Origin of the sequence: Mesorhizobium newzealandense (assembly GCF_042682145.1) — a bacterium.
GTDB lineage: Bacteria > Pseudomonadota > Alphaproteobacteria > Rhizobiales > Rhizobiaceae > Mesorhizobium > Mesorhizobium newzealandense.
This window is the reverse complement of the sequence record NZ_JBHUGZ010000001.1, coordinates 370,110-384,464: the sequence shown is the minus strand read 5'-3', so window position 1 is coordinate 384,464 and position 14,355 is coordinate 370,110. Positions and strand designations below refer to the sequence as shown.

The following is a 14,355-nucleotide window of genomic DNA, read 5'->3' as shown; positions in this document are numbered from 1 at the left end:
ATGACCATCATCACCCATTCCAGCCTTCCCGCCCGCCGGCGCCGGACAGAACCGAGCGATCCGACGATGCCCGTCATCCTGGAATTCCAGTGGCCGTCGACGGCTATCGCCAATGCGCCCGTTCCGCGGGTGGCGCGCGGCATCGTCTGGATCATCACGAGCATGGTCGTCGCCCTGATCACACTTGCAGGGCTCATACCGGTTGATCAGGTTGTCACCACCAGAGGGCTCGTGGTCTCGCAATCGCCAAACATCGTGGTGCAGCCGCTCGAGACAGCGATCGTCCGCTCGATCGAGGTGCGCGAAGGACAGCGCGTGCGAGCCGGTCAAACGCTTGCTCGCCTCGATGCGACCTTCGCCTCGGCTGACCTCACTGCGCTGGCGACACAGGTTTCGACGCTTGAAGCCGAAGTGGCGCGGTTGAAAGCAGAGGCCGACGGCAAACCCTTCAACTATGACGGCCTGGACCCGAGTTGGACCCTGCAGGCGTCGATCTTCGATCGCCGCAAAGCCGTCTACGACGCCAAGCTGGCGAGTTTTGACCGGCAGAGCGACGAACTCAGTTCGGTGATCTCGCGTTCCCAGTCCGATGCTGACGGCTACCGCCAGCGGCTGGCCGTCGCGGGCTCGATCGAACAGATGCGCAAGCAACTGGAAGCAAGAGAGGTGGGGAGCCGCCTCAATACGCTTCTCGCCGAAGACAACTCGGCGGAAATGTCCCGGGCGCTCGGCAACGCCGAGCAGACATCGGAAGCCGCGAAGCGACAGCAGGCGACGGTGGCCGCCGACCGCGATGGCTACATCCAGAGCTGGCGCGCGGAAGTCTCGCAGAGCCTGTCGGAGGCGGGCTCGCGTATGTCCGACGCCCGTGAGCTTCTCAACAAGGCGAAGCTGCGTAAACAGTTGGTCGAACTGAAGAGCGAGGCAGACGCCATCGTTCAGTCGGTAGCGAAGGTCTCCGTCGGCTCGATCCTGCAGTCCGGCGACCGATTGATCACACTGGTGCCGGATGACGCGGTGCTTGAGATCGAGACGAATATTGTCGGTCGTAGCAGTGGGTTCGTCCACGTCGGCGATCCGGTGGCCATCAAGTTCGACACCTTTCCATATTCGCAGTATGGCATCGCTCATGGCACTGTTCGCGCGGTCAGCCCGGATTCTTTCTCGGCCCGGGAACAAGCGCGCGACCCGAACAGCTCGTTGGCCATGCTGCCCCCGGACGCTGACCTGTTCTATCGCACGCAGATTTCCATCGATGAGGTCGCCCTCCATGGCGTGCCCGCCAGTTTCACGATCAGCCCTGGCATGCCGGTGACCGCTGACGTCAAGGTTGGCCGACGCACCGTGCTCAAGTACATTCTCGGCGCCATGCTCCCGGTAGGCCAGGAAGCGATGAGGGAGCCATAGGCTTGGGCAACCGTGCGCGACAAACGGAGGTATGAGTTCTCGCATCGATGGCAATCCTTGACCGGCTGACCGCCCTTGCCTCTCCAGCGCTGGCATTGCGCCGGGCGATCCAGCTTTCTGACAGCGGCAAGCCTTCAGAAGCCTTTCCGCTCATGGCAATTGCGGCACGCGCCGGGATCGCCGAGGCCGAATACCGGGTAGCTCGTTGCTATCTCGAGGGTTTGGGTGTGCCGCCAAGCCGGTCGGAAGGCGCGCGTTGGCTGCGGCGAGCGGCCGATCATGGCAACCCCGATGCCCAGTCGCTTCTCGCCGCGCTTTACGTGGCTGGACTGGTGGCGCAGGAGCTCGACGGCAATCGCATCGGATCGGAAAGCCTGTTCGAACGGGACTCCCCGCGGGAGCCGGAATTCGCGGCAGCGTTCGGTCTGGCGAAAAAAGCAGCCGAAGCCGGCTCCGCGACCGGGCAGGCAATCCTCGCCTATATCCTTAGCAGAGGCCCCGAAGCGCTGCGCGACCTCGATGCGGCGCATGGCTGGTATGAGAAGTCTGCGGCTGCCGGCTGCCCTGAGGGATGCCTGGGCCTTGCTCTTTCCCTCGCCCGGCGCAGCCAACCTGCGCAGACGATCAAGGTTGCCGCCGAGATTCGACGCGCTGCCGACGCCGGCCTGCCGACCGCAATCTACCTCCTTGGGGTCCTGACCGAGCATGGGCGCGGCGTGCCGGCTGATCGAGCGGCAGCCGCGCGACTGTATCAGCTTGCCGCGGAGAAAGGCCTTCCCTCGGCCCAGTTCCGGTTGGGATTGGGGCTCATCGATGGTGGCCTTGCAGATCAAGATATCGCAGCCGGCGAGGCGTGGATGCGGCGCGCCGCATTGGCAGGAAATATCGAGGCAGCCTATCGTCTCGGCGATCGGCATGTGAAGAGTTCGCAGCCGGACTATGCGGAGGCCGCAACGTGGTATCGACGGGCGGCCGATGCGGGCCATCAGGCTGCCGCCCGTGCCTTGGCATCGCTCTATCTGTCGGGAAACGGTGTCGCCCAGGACGTCGAGGAGGGAGCGCGCTGGCTGCGCACCGCCGCAAATGGGGGAAATCAGGAAGCGCAGGTCGACTTTGCCAATCTGGTCCTCGAAGGAGCAGGCGAGCCTGACGACCGCGCCAGCATTGCCGGATGGTTCGAGGCGACCGCCTCATCGGGCGATCTGATTGCAGCGTTCAACCTCGGACTCTGCTTTGCCCAGGGCGTCGGCGTGCGAAAGGACGAGGAGCAGGCGGCGCAATGGGTGAGGCGCGCGGCCGAAGGCGTGGTCGAGGCGCAATATGCGTACGCGCGAATGCTTCACGATGGGCGCGGCGTGGCCGCCGACCAGAAGCAGGCCCGTTTCTGGTTTGAGCGGGCGGCTGACGCTGGCATGGTCGACGCGCAAGTGGCGCTTGCCGAAATGCTCCTCAACGGGCGCGGCGGCGCATGCTTGCCCGTGGCTGCGGCGCAGTTGTTCAAACGGGCAGCCGCGGCCGGTCACGCCGGAGCTATGTTTGCGATCGGCGCGCAGTTCGGGAGCGGCCAGGGTCTGTCGCTCGACCCGGCGGCAGCGCAGAAATGGTTCGCCGCTGCCGCCGAGCGGGGACATGGCCATGCCCAACTCATGCTTGGGCGCTATCTCTCCAATGGTCTTGCCGGGGAGCAGAACCCGGTAGCCGGTCGCCTTTGGCTGGAGCGAGCGGCTGCACAAGGTATTCAGGAAGCCGCCGACGAACTCTCCGAGTTCGCCTCGGGTTGAGGCCGGCCCTGCTGCTGGTTGTCCAGGCTCACGCGGCTGGAACCGGTTCCGCTTGCCGGGCAGCATGCTATGGGATATTCATTAAAGTGAAAATTGCGTCAACATACTAGTCGAGGCGGCCTGCGATGGGTCGTTGGAGCGGCTTATTTCCGTCCGCAACACTCAACCGAGATCTGTCGAGTTGGCTGAGGTAACGCTGGCTGCGAATCGCCAAAAAAGGGTTCAATCAATGAAAGCCAATAGCCGGGGCGCAAAGCAGAGCAGGGCCATGACCGACCAATCCGCGACCATAGCCGAGGCTGTCTCTACCAATGCCGTCTCTCTGGGCGAACGGGTTCGCAGCCTCAGGATTGCAAGCAACCTCACGATTGCGGAGCTTGCTGAGCGGGCCGGTTTGTCATCAGGCATAATCAGCCAGATCGAGCGGGGCCGATCCAATCCGTCGATCCGCACGCTGCAGAGCCTGCGCGCGGCGCTTGGCATGAACTTGTGGGAATTCCTGCAGTCGTCCGATCACCCTGCGTCGAGCAGGCCCGAACGGGAAATTCCGGACTTCATTTGCCGCAAATCTCAGCGCCAGACGCTGATCGTGGGACAAACCAAGCTGGTCAAGGAGCTGCTGTCACCGCGCAATGACCAGAATTTGCGCTTCATGATCGTAACGCTGCCACCGGGCAGCGAGAGCGAGGATGTGCTCCAGAGTCAGGGCCAAAAGGGTGGCTATATGCTGTCGGGGCGCGCTCGTCTGCAGGTCGGCGACAGGTCCGGTGACCTGGAAGAAGGCGACAGCTTTCAGTTCCCCGCCGACATTCCCCACAAGATCGTGAACCCGTACGGCGAACCCGCTCGTGTAGTCTGGATCATGAGCATCATGGATGCGCATCTCTGAAAGGCCGTGCTCCTTTCGGGATGCCTCTGCGAATCGAGCCGTTGCGTGCCTCTTCATTTTGTGCAATAAAATGAACACAACAATAATTTAATGAACAAGAGGGTTAGAATGCACAAGATCGGGACACAACTATCTCGGCGCAATCTGCTTCAGCGGACTGCCATCGTGGGAGTGGGCATGATGGCCGCGCCTCTGCTCGGTCGGGCCGCCCTGGCGGCTGCCCCCAAGCTCAAGACGGTCGAAGACGGCGTTATTACCATCGCCATGAGCGGTGCCATGCCGATGACGGGCTATGAGGACGGGAAGATCATGGGCAGCGACGCCCAGATGATCGCCGCCATCGCCAACAAGCTTGGCCTCGGCGTGAAGCCCGCGATCATGCAGTGGTCCGCCACAATCGAGGCGATCCGGAGCGGCCGGGCCGACGTCATGGTCGGCAATATGTCGTGGACGCCGAAGCGGGCGGACGCCATGCTGCTGACCGACGCAATCTATTATGCCGGCAACCTCGCCACCATGCGGCAGGATATGCCTTTCAAGGACTCGATCGGCATCGAGGACTTCAAGGGCTACACTCTGGGCACCAGCGTCGGTTACAATTTCGTCCCCGATCTCAAGAAGATCCCCGACGCCAAGGAAGTGAAGCTCTATGACACCGACGACGCGGCGATCCGCGACGTGCAGGCGGGTCGGCTTGACTTCGCGTTCCTCGACGGTCCCGAGGTCGATTACATGGTGCTGAAAAATCCCGACCTCAAGCTGAAGCAGGTCCCGCTCCGGTCGACCGAAGGTTATCCGCTCCTGACCGACAAGGGCATCGCCGTGATGGGGATGAGTCTGGAAAACCCGGACCTGCTTGATGCTTTCAACGCCGGCATCAAGTGGCTCTGGTCGTCAAAGACCAATGCCGATATCCTTGCCAAGAACGGCATGACGAGTCCGGACTATCTCGTGGCGCCGGCTAAAAATCCCCGCGTTGGGGTGGACCGGGATGGCAGCAGCAATATCCTCGGACCAGCGGCGCATACGCCGAAAGACTTCTCTTCACTGTTTGCATGAGCTCGGTTGCCGGCGCCGGAGGGCTAGGTGTTAACGGCTGCGAGAAAGCGCGGACAAATGGTGCCGAGGATTGTGGGGGAGAAAGCGGCCCGATGGGGCCGCTTGGCCCGATGGGGCCGCTTTGTATTTTTTACCAGGAGGGATCGAGAGGATGGGGCTTTTGCCCTGTCTGCTCGTCGCTGGAAGGGTGCTGATGGTCAGGGGCTTGTTGGTGACGGACAAACTGCTGGATGTGGGGAGCGTAACGGCTCCAGATGCAGTCTCGCAGATCGTCGAGGAGTTCGAAGACGGCGGCTGCTTGCTCGGGTGTCCATTCGGCATTGACGATGAACTGGATTCCACGCCCGAGACCGGACGGCTGATGAGGATTTCCGGTCATGCTGCAGGCTCCTTTTCGTCAGCGGGGTGGCTGGTGCGTTGTTGACGCTGCGCCTTCGAGCGCTCGGAGGCTTCCTTGAAGCGGTAAGAATCGCCTTCGATGGGAATGACCTCACAATGGTGCAAAAGGCGATCGACCAGACTGACGACGCAGGCGGCATTGGGGAAGACCTCCGACCATTGCGCGAAGGGCTTGTTGGTGGTGACGATGGTCGAGCGTTTCTCGTATCGGCGGCTGATGAGATCGAACAGCAGATCGGCATGACGGTTGGAATAGGAGAGATATCCGACCTCGTCGATGACCAGGATATCGGGCGCCGCATAGTACTGCAGCTTTCGGCGGAGCATGGAATCGCTGTCGATGGCGGCGAGCTCGCCGAGCATTTCGCTGGCGGTGCGGAAGAGGACCGAATGGCCGGCGACCAGCGCCTGGTAGGCGACGTTAAGAGCGAGCGTGGACTTGCCGACGCCGTTAGGGCCGATAAGGACGATGTTGGCGGCCTCCTTGACGAAGGACAGCGTCATCAGTTCCTCGATGGCGGCGCGATCGATACGACGCGGCCATTTCCAGTCGTAATCGGCCAGTTGCCTGAAGTGGCCAAGCCTGGCGGCGCGCATGCGTCGCCGCAATGAGCGGTCGGAGCGCTCTTCTTCCTCCCATTGAAGCACGGCGGCCAGCCACGGCGCGTCGGCGATTTCGTCCCAGTGGGCGATCAGGCCATTGAGGCGCAGCGCCCTGGCGCGGTTGAACAGGATGCCGGGATTATTCATCGTCGTTGCCTGCGCAAGTGAGTTGATCGTAACGGTCGAGCTTGTGGGGCTGTACGACCGTATCCTTTTTGCGGACATGCTCCGGCAGCCTTGTTTCGACCGGCGGTGGAGCGCCACGCGCGATCCGGCGGCGTTCGAGCGCGACGTGAACCGATCTCGAATGAGAGGCCCCGGCCTGCAAGGCATCTTCGACGGCGGCCTGGAGTTCGGTGGCGCCGTAGAGGTCGAGCAGTTTGAGCATGGCATTGGTGATCGCGCCGATATTGGCGCCGCGCTCGGCGGCGTGGATCATCAGTTTCTGGCAGGCCGGCACGGCGCGCGTCAAACTGTTGAGGCCCCGATGCTGGCGCGCTTCGCGCTTGACGGCGACGAGCGCCTTGAGGTGCCGGGGGTCTTCGATCTGCTGGCCCCGGTCGTAGCTGCGGCGGTGGCTGGCGATCATCGTGGCGGCATCGAATATCCGGACCTGGGCGAGATCGGCGCGCACGGTGAGCGTGCGCCGGACATGAGTATGGGGAACCGAGTAATCGTTCAGGTCGAAGCGGACATAGGGTGTCTTTCCGACCTTCGCGGCGATCTGCTCCTCGATGGGGTACGGGTTGGTGGGCAATGGCAGAAGCATGGGCTGCTCCTGCGCAAACACCTGACGAACCGTCATCGTCCGGTCCTCGGGGCATGGCCGGTCGGCGGCCTGGTTGCGGCACCATTGTTCGGCCTGGGCATTCAGATCGTCGAGGTCCTTGAACTTGCGGGCGATGAAGAAGGCTTCCCGGATGTGGCGAATGGCGCGCTCGACGCGGCCCTTTTCGTTGCCCCGCGCCACGGCGACGGGACGGGGCTCGAAGCGATAATGGCCCGCGAAGGCCAGAAGTGTCGGATGGAACCGGATGGCATCGCCGTGACGCTCAAGCACAGCGCTCTTAAGGTTGTCATAGAGCAGCACCCTGGGCAAACCATTCCAGGCGTTGAACGCACCGGCGTGGCCGCGCAGGAAGTTTTCCATGCGGGCATCAAGAAAGAAGCGCAGATAGATGTCGCGCGAGTAGGACAACACCATGACGAAGGCCATCAGCGGGCGGCGAGCCTTGCCGATTTCGATGTGACCAAAATGCGCCCAGTCGACCTGGCCTTGCTCGCCCGGCAGGGTGCGCAGACGCAGGAACGCTTCCGCAGCCTTGCGCGGACGGTGGAGCGCGATCATATGCCGGAAGTGGGAGGACGAGCCCTTGTAGCCGCGCTCCTGCACCATCCCGTACAGGCGGCTGGCGGTCAGGTCTGGATATGTCTCAAGCGTCCGCTGGACGAACGGCAGATACTGGTCGATCTCGGCGGGACGTATCACCGGCCTGTGGCGGGGCAGACCGGCCTCCTTCAGAACCCGGAAGACCGTCGTATGGTGGCAATGCAATTGCGTTGCGATCGTTCCACAGCGCCACCTCTCAACGTGGTACAGGCGCAGGATCATCGCTTCCTTCTCGGCGGATATGGTCATCGGTTGGGTCTCCATAGTCGTGTTGACGGACATAGGCCCCTCGGCGACGCACGAAGCCGCCGCGAAAGAACGGCGGCAGCCGACAACTGCAGCGCCGGCAGCACGGAGCCGGAGGGATCGATGGCACCGCTTCAGCGGTGACGTCGTCCAGTGCGACGGTGCCGTCGATCAGGGGCGCGTTCAGTCGTGAACCATCCGGCAGACAAGGTGCAGACTGATGCGTCACGTTGTTTTTGCAGCGCTGGCGATATCGGCGGGAGCGGTCGGCGTGGGCAAAGCGGCCCCGGCGGGTGTTCTGGTAGCGCAGCCCCGCCGCACGCAGACTGTCACGGCGGGCTTCATGGGCGCAGTCAGAACCACAGAAGCGCTGACCCCGATCGCAATGCCGGCAAAGCAAGACCTGTGAGCGGCACCGTGCGCAGAGAAAGAAACGACCGGTTTGCATTGCGGCGGCGAACCTCTCGGAACGCCGTCGGGATTGCGGGGAAAAGCTCGACGGAATGCGCCAATGCCATTATGCTGGCGCATACCGTGAACCAGTCGGCATCAGTGCCCGGGGACCTGCAAGTCCCTCACACGGGCCGTTGGGATAGGACATCGAGTTTACGTGGTAGTGGGTCGATGTCTGATTGCGGCGCTCCGCACATGTAGCATGCGCGGACGCAGCGCGGGATGCGCCTCAGTCGCCCTCCGGGCTCCTGTCGGCGCATCCCGCGCTCTCATCCCCAACCAAATCAGATCATCAGCGTCATTCAGCACCACTCCGAGCCGAATTCCGCATCAATTCCCTCTCGGCGCCATCTATACGCGGTTCTCAACCGCCATCGACACTAGGTGAGCCCGCCGGCGTATCCACATCGATAGGCGACGGACGGCGCAGAAACTCGATATGCGCCAGTGCGGCCGAAGACGGAATTGCGCTGATGCACGACCCAGTCCAGTCGATAGAAACCAACAATGCCGCAACGGACGGGGCTGCGGCGGATCAACCGATCGTCCAGATCCGAGGCCTTCGCAAGAGCTATGGCAGCCTCGATGTCCTGAAGGGGATCGACCTTGACGTCCGGCGCGGCGAAAAGGTCTCGATCATCGGGCCGAGCGGCTCCGGCAAAACGACGCTGCTTCGCTGTATCAACAGAATTGAGAAGCCGAATGGGGGCCATGTCTACGTGGACGGCCAGCTCATTGGCGAGAAGCTCGTCGGCGACCGCTATATCGACATGGAAGACCGTGAGCTTGCTCGTCTCCGAGCAGGCATGGGGATGGTGTTCCAGCGCTTCAATCTGTTCCCGCATCTGACCGCGCTGCAGAACATCACGATCGGGCCGATGAAAGTCCTCAGGATGCCGGCGACAGAGGCGGAGGCAGCAGCCCTTGCGCTGCTGGAAAAGGTTGGGCTCGCGAACAAGCGGGACGCCTACCCGGAAATGCTGTCCGGCGGCCAGCAGCAGCGCGTCGCGATAGCCCGCGCGCTGGCGATGCGCCCCAAGGTCATGCTTTTCGACGAGGCCACTTCGGCACTCGACCCGGAACTCGTCGGCGAAGTGTTGAGCGTGATGAAGCAGCTTGCTTCGGAAGGCATGACCATGATCATCGTCACCCACGAGATGAAGTTTTCCGAAGAGATCTCGGACCGCGTGATCTTCATGGACCACGGTGCGGTGGTTGAGCAGGGATCGCCGGGGGAGATTTTCCGAACGCCCTCGCATCTGCGGACCCAGACTTTTCTGCGCGCAGTGCTAGAGCGGTTTTCCCTTAATCGGAGTCGTTTGTTTGCAGTGAACGGCTTGTTCTGATTCCCTGATCGAAGTGATTTGCGGAAGGAGCAGCGGCATGGCACGAGCTTACAGCCTGGATTTGCGGACGCGTGTTATCGAGGCGATAGAGGCAGGCCTGTCGACCCGAGAAGCGGCACGGCGGTTTGCCATCGGGATATCGACGTCTGGTGCATGGTATCGGGCCTGGCGTTCGAGCGGCAATCTGGAACCTGGGCGGCAGGGCAAGCCGAAGGTATCGAAGCTGGACGCGCACGAGACTTTCATTCTCGCCTTGGTCGAGACCGATGAGCGGGACATCACGCTTGCCGAGATCGTCGATCGCCTTGCGGCAGAGCGCGGGGTCAAAGCCAGCCTGACGACGGTCCATGCGTTCTTCGCAAAGCGTGGCATCACGTACAAAAAAAGACAGCGCACGCGGCCGAACAGCAGCGACCGGATGTTTTGGCAGCGCGGGAAGAGTGGTTCGAAGGCCAACTCGATCTCGATCCGAGCCGCCTGATCTTCATCGACGAAAGTGGCCTCAATACCAAGATGGCCCGGCTACGAGGCCGCTCTGCGCGTGGACAGCGTTGCCGGGCGGCTGTTCCTCATGGGCACTGGAAATCCACGACCTTCACGGCCGGCCTGCGCCTCGACGGGATCGTCGCGCCCTGGCTCCTGGACGGCGCCATGGATGGCGAAGCATTCCTGGTCTACTTGCGCCGCGTCCTCGTGCCGACGCTTCAACCCGACGATGTCGTCGTGATGGACAACCTGCCTGCTCATAAAGTGGTCGGTGTCCGCGAAATCATCGAGGCTGCGGGGGCTTCCCTTCGCTATCTTCCGCCCTACTCCCCGGACTTTAACCCCATTGAGATGGCCTTCGCCAAGCTGAAGGCTTTACTGCGAAAGGCAGCAGCCCGGTCCATCCCGGAATTATGGGACGCCGTGGCCGTCGCCATCGATCGTTTCCACCCCAAAGAATGCGAAAACCTGTTCGCCCACGCCGGCTACGATGCCTAACCGTGATTATCCAGAAACTGCTCTAGGCCGGCAGGCATATCAATGACGGCGGCGGACTGGCCGGCCTGGATCACGCATCTGCCCCATTTCTTGGATGCGCTGCTGACCGGGGCGGTCATAACTGTCATCGTGACGGTCGGCGGGTTCGTCGGGTCGGTTTTCTTGGGCATTCTGTTCGGCGCGTTCTCGACATCGCAGTCGATGCTGCTGCGCGCCGTCGCCCACATCTACGTCGAGATATTCCGCGGTCTGCCTCTGCTCACCGTGCTCTTCATCATCTTCTTCGGCCTTGCGACCATCGGGATCCGGCTCGACCCCATTTCCGCGGCGATCACCGGCTTCAGCATAAATGGCGGCGCCTACCTTTCGGAAGTATTCCGCGCCGGCATCCAATCAATCCACAAGGGTCAATCCGAGGCGGCGCTGTCCATCGGCATGACCCGGATGATGGCATTCCGCTACATCATCCTCCCGCAATCGATCCGTGTCGTCCTGCCGCCACTCGCCAATTTTGCCATCGGCCTTCTCAAGGATACCTCGCTGGCCTCGGCGGTGGCGGCGCCCGAGATGATGTTCAATGCCGGCAGGCTGGTATCCGAGACATTCTTTGCCACCGAGATCTACCTGCTGGTGGCGGCACTCTATCTCTGCATGAGCCTGCCGCTGTCATTGGCAACCCGGCTACTCGAGCGCCGCATGGCACGGGCGCACGCACAATGACCTTTGCCGAAGTCGAAACCCTCGCAGCGGAGTGGATGCCTCAGCTCCTCGTGGCCGCCGGTTACACCTTGAAGATGGCGGCGGCAGCCTACATTCTCGGTGCTGTCGCGGGTTTGTTCCTGGCGCTCGCCAGACGATCGGAGCGGCGGGTCGTCTCGATCCCCGCCTTGGTCTACATCGAGTTCGTTCGCGCAACGCCGACCCTGACACAGATCTTTCTGATCTATTTCAGCCTCGCGCTCGTCGGGATCGTGCTTCCGGCTTTCGAAGCCGCGGTGATAGCCCTCGGCCTTCACTATGCCGCTTACATGGCCGAGACCTACCGCTCGGGAATCGAGGCCATCCACCGTGGGCAGCACGAAGCCGCGCAGGCCCTCGGCATGACCCGCGGGGAGACGATGCGCTACATCATCCTGCCCCAGTCCTGGCGGATCATTCTTCCGCCGATGGGCAACTCCGCCATATCGCTGCTGAAAGACACGTCGGTCGCCTCCCTGATCTCGGCGCCCGAGCTGATGCTGCGGGCCCATGACCTGACGAGCGAGTACTACATGCCGATGGAGCTCTATCTCACCGTCGGCGCCATGTACCTGATCATGACCTACCCGCTTTCGCTCCTCGTTCGTCGCCTGGAGCGGATGGCGGCGAAGGATCACAGGGCGTCGGGAAACTGACGCATGCAGACACGATCCGGCCGACGGGCTGCCAATCAGACAGACGAGTAACGGCTACATGTCTCCCACAGTCCTGCGCATTCCCAGTGATGAGGTCTTGCCAGCCGCCATGGACGTCGTCGTGATCGGCGGCGGCATCGTCGGTTCGGCGGCCGCCTATTTTCTGGCCAAACGCGGGATCTCGGTTGCGCTGGTGGAGAAGGGCTATATCGGCGCCGAGCAGTCGTCTCGGAACTGGGGCTGGTGCCGCCAGCAGAATCGCGATGAGCGTGAGCTGCCTCTCGCCGGCTATGCCTTGCAGCTCTGGAACCAGCTGCAGCAGGAGACCGGCCGCGATCTCGGTTTCCGCCGCTGCGGGCTGACCTATGTCACGAACGACCCGCGGCAACTGGCGGAGTGGGAGCGGTGGCGCGAGACCGCCCGGAGGTTCGACGTCAATACACGGATGCTGAGTGCTACCGAGGCCACCGCCGCAACGGCGGGGACCGGTCGAAGCTGGCTGGGCGGCGTGCACTCGATCGACGACGGCAAGGCCGAACCGGCGCTTGCCGCGCCCACTCTGGCGGAGGCTGCCCGCGGCTATGGTGCGAAAATCATCCAGCAATGCGCAGCCCGCGGGCTCGATGTCAGCAACGGACAGGTGACGGGGGTGGTCACGGAGCGAGGCCTGATCAAGGCCGGTGCGGTGCTCTGTGCCGGTGGCGCCTGGGCTTCTACATTTTGCCGCCAGCAAGGTATTGCTTTCCCGCAGGCAAGCGTGCGTCAGAGCATTCTGCGAACGAAACCGGGGCCGCAGCTGCCGGAAGCGATCTATACCCCGGATTGCGCGCTCACCCGGCGTCTCGATGGGGGCTACACCGTTGCGATCAGTGGGAAGGCAACCCTCGAGATCACGCCGCAAGGCCTGCGCTACGCGCGCTCCTTCCTGCCGATGTTCAAGCAGCGCCTGAAGTCCATCGAGATCGGCATCGGACGCTCGTTCCTTACCGGGCCAGAGGCGCTCGCCAGCTGGCGGCTCGACGAGGTCTCACCTTTCGAGCGCATTCGCGTCCTCGATCCGGCTCCCAACCCGCGCACGATCTCGCGGATTCTGGCCAGAGCCAGAGCCCTCTATCCCGGCCTTGCCAATGTCGAGATGGCCGAAAGCTGGGGCGCTTATGTCGACTGCACGCCCGATGCTGTGCCCGTCATCTCTCCAGTCGGGCGCTGAAGGGGTTCTTTTTGGCGGCGGGGTTCAGCGGTCATGGATTCGGGATCGGACCAGCATCGGGCCGGTTGGCGGCCGACCTGATCGCCAACGACACACCCGTCGTCGATCCTGGTCCATATCGTCTGTCGCGGCTGTTGGACGGCTCCAAGGTCGAGGTTGGCGGCATCTGATGTCTGGAGTGCACGCTTCCGACAGTCGGTTGGCAAATCATTCCGCCTTGGAACGTTCTCGCTGCAGGGCAACGACCGGCCGAAAACACGCGCCGATGAAGCCCGTAGCCCAGAAGCGGCCCGCAATGGGTCAATAGGCTTTGGCACCGCAATTGCATTGAAACGTGTGTGGGGTGGGGTAGGAACCCGTCGCTTCGCAAATGGGGCGGCGGGCTTTCGATCAGTGCGCGGTTTGTTTGGAGCGGCCCGGCACCCCTTGTTGGGATGGGCTAGGACGCCGGGCCTGACCGGTGGGATGTTGTGAGGACATGCCGCCGGCTGGAGGATTTATGCGCCTCTGCTAATGTAAAGTGAAGCATGCGAATGAACGAGCGCAAAGGTCTGGCGACGACCGACAAACCGGTGACGACCTGCTTTGTGACCGTGTTCCAGAAACCGCTCTGGCGCACCGTGCTGACGACCGGGGAAAGGAAGGCGCCAGCGCTCGGCAAGGGATCGATGACAAGGTCAGGATCGAGACGATCACGCCAAGCAAGCCAAGCCAAGCCAAGCCAAGCCAAGCCAAGCCAAGCCAAGCCAAGCCAAGCCAAGCCAAGCCAAGCCAAGCCAAGCGCTAGTTGCTCCCGGCTTGGCTGAATACAACCGTCCCGTCGTCTTTGCGAACTTCCACCGCGACGATGCCTTCCTGCTGCTTTCGACCAGGAAACGTCGCCAGCGCATGATCTCTTGCGGCTTTCTCAGCATCGAAGGGCGTCTTTTCAACGATCCCCTGTTTCCCGTACCAGATCACTGTATAGGTCACCGCTGACACGCTCCTGTAAATCGACAGAATGCGCGCCGATACCAGCACGTGCAAGCCTCGCCCTCGCAAGGGCGCACGTTTGACGGTTCAGCAGGAAGATAGCCGGCGCCGCTCGCTGAAGGTTGCTCGGCAAAAAGCTGCAGATCTGATCGAGCCGTTCAGTCGACTGCATGACGTGCCGCCGGCGTGTCGCTCTCGAGATTCAGGCGCTCGTTGCCGCCT

General features: G+C 62.5%; 12 protein-coding genes and 1 pseudogene. 9 read left to right on the top strand and 4 right to left on the bottom strand.

Annotation, left to right across the window (positions count from 1 at the left end; genetic code table 11):
- From ACFSOZ_RS01725 to ACFSOZ_RS01710, 4 genes are all read left to right on the top strand, one after another.
- Window positions 1-1,407 (top strand): HlyD family type I secretion periplasmic adaptor subunit, encoded by a 1,407-nt coding sequence (locus ACFSOZ_RS01725; RefSeq protein WP_379092815.1) that lies wholly within the window; start codon window positions 1-3, stop codon window positions 1,405-1,407.
- A 47-nt stretch (window positions 1,408-1,454) separates the two neighbouring features.
- A complete protein-coding gene (locus ACFSOZ_RS01720; protein WP_379092812.1) occupies window positions 1,455-3,188 on the top strand; it encodes a tetratricopeptide repeat protein in 1,734 nt (577 codons plus the stop codon).
- A 268-nt stretch (window positions 3,189-3,456) separates the two neighbouring features.
- Window positions 3,457-4,077: a cupin domain-containing protein gene (locus tag ACFSOZ_RS01715; RefSeq protein ID WP_379092809.1), complete on the top strand. Its 621-nt coding sequence runs from the start codon at window positions 3,457-3,459 to the stop codon at window positions 4,075-4,077.
- Window positions 4,078-4,254: 177 nt separating this feature from the next.
- Window positions 4,255-5,136, top strand: a complete 882-nt coding sequence (locus tag ACFSOZ_RS01710) for a substrate-binding periplasmic protein (protein WP_379092806.1) — start codon at window positions 4,255-4,257, stop codon at window positions 5,134-5,136.
- 130 nt (window positions 5,137-5,266) lie between these two features.
- Here ACFSOZ_RS01710 and ACFSOZ_RS01705 read toward each other — a convergent pair whose 3' ends face one another.
- From ACFSOZ_RS01705 to istA, 3 genes are read right to left on the bottom strand one after another with little or no spacing between them, the layout of a single operon-like run.
- The gene (locus tag ACFSOZ_RS01705) at window positions 5,267-5,515 is read right to left on the bottom strand and encodes a hypothetical protein (protein ID WP_095090367.1); all 249 of its coding nucleotides are present in this window, start codon (window positions 5,513-5,515) and stop codon (window positions 5,267-5,269) included.
- The gene (gene istB, locus ACFSOZ_RS01700; protein WP_095090157.1) at window positions 5,512-6,285 is read right to left on the bottom strand and encodes an IS21-like element helper ATPase IstB; all 774 of its coding nucleotides are present in this window, start codon (window positions 6,283-6,285) and stop codon (window positions 5,512-5,514) included. Before istB ends, ACFSOZ_RS01705 begins: the two co-directional genes overlap by 4 nt.
- Window positions 6,278-7,777: an IS21 family transposase gene (istA, locus tag ACFSOZ_RS01695; protein WP_379092803.1), complete on the bottom strand. Its 1,500-nt coding sequence runs from the start codon at window positions 7,775-7,777 to the stop codon at window positions 6,278-6,280. Before istA ends, istB begins: the two co-directional genes overlap by 8 nt.
- Before the next feature lie 923 nt (window positions 7,778-8,700).
- Here istA and ACFSOZ_RS01690 point away from each other — a divergent pair.
- The 5 genes and pseudogenes from ACFSOZ_RS01690 to ACFSOZ_RS01670 all read left to right on the top strand — a co-directional run bounded on the left by ACFSOZ_RS01690 (window position 8,701) and on the right by ACFSOZ_RS01670 (window position 13,331).
- Window positions 8,701-9,573 carry an amino acid ABC transporter ATP-binding protein gene (locus ACFSOZ_RS01690; RefSeq protein ID WP_379093820.1) on the top strand — a complete coding sequence of 291 codons (873 nt, stop codon included), beginning with the start codon at window positions 8,701-8,703 and terminating at the stop codon, window positions 9,571-9,573.
- Window positions 9,574-9,610: 37 nt separating this feature from the next.
- Window positions 9,611-10,557, top strand: a protein-coding gene (locus tag ACFSOZ_RS01685; protein ID WP_417568608.1) for an IS630 family transposase whose coding sequence is annotated in 2 segments (ribosomal slippage) — window positions 9,611-9,952 and window positions 9,955-10,557 — 945 coding nt in all. Because the reading frame shifts where the segments join, the coding sequence is not laid out codon by codon here.
- A 42-nt stretch (window positions 10,558-10,599) separates the two neighbouring features.
- Complete coding sequence (locus ACFSOZ_RS01680; protein ID WP_379092800.1) at window positions 10,600-11,277, top strand: amino acid ABC transporter permease; 678 nt, start codon at window positions 10,600-10,602, stop codon at window positions 11,275-11,277.
- On the top strand, window positions 11,274-11,951 hold the full coding sequence (locus tag ACFSOZ_RS01675; protein WP_379092797.1) for an amino acid ABC transporter permease: 678 nt from the start codon (window positions 11,274-11,276) through the stop codon (window positions 11,949-11,951). Before ACFSOZ_RS01680 ends, ACFSOZ_RS01675 begins: the two co-directional genes overlap by 4 nt.
- 58 nt (window positions 11,952-12,009) lie before the next feature.
- Window positions 12,010-13,331: pseudogene (locus ACFSOZ_RS01670) on the top strand (NAD(P)/FAD-dependent oxidoreductase).
- 613 nt (window positions 13,332-13,944) lie between these two features.
- On the opposite strand, the gene ACFSOZ_RS01665 reads toward ACFSOZ_RS01670, so the two are convergent.
- Window positions 13,945-14,133 carry a hypothetical protein gene (locus ACFSOZ_RS01665; RefSeq protein WP_379092794.1) on the bottom strand — a complete coding sequence of 63 codons (189 nt, stop codon included), beginning with the start codon at window positions 14,131-14,133 and terminating at the stop codon, window positions 13,945-13,947.
- Window positions 14,134-14,355 lie beyond the last annotated feature (222 nt).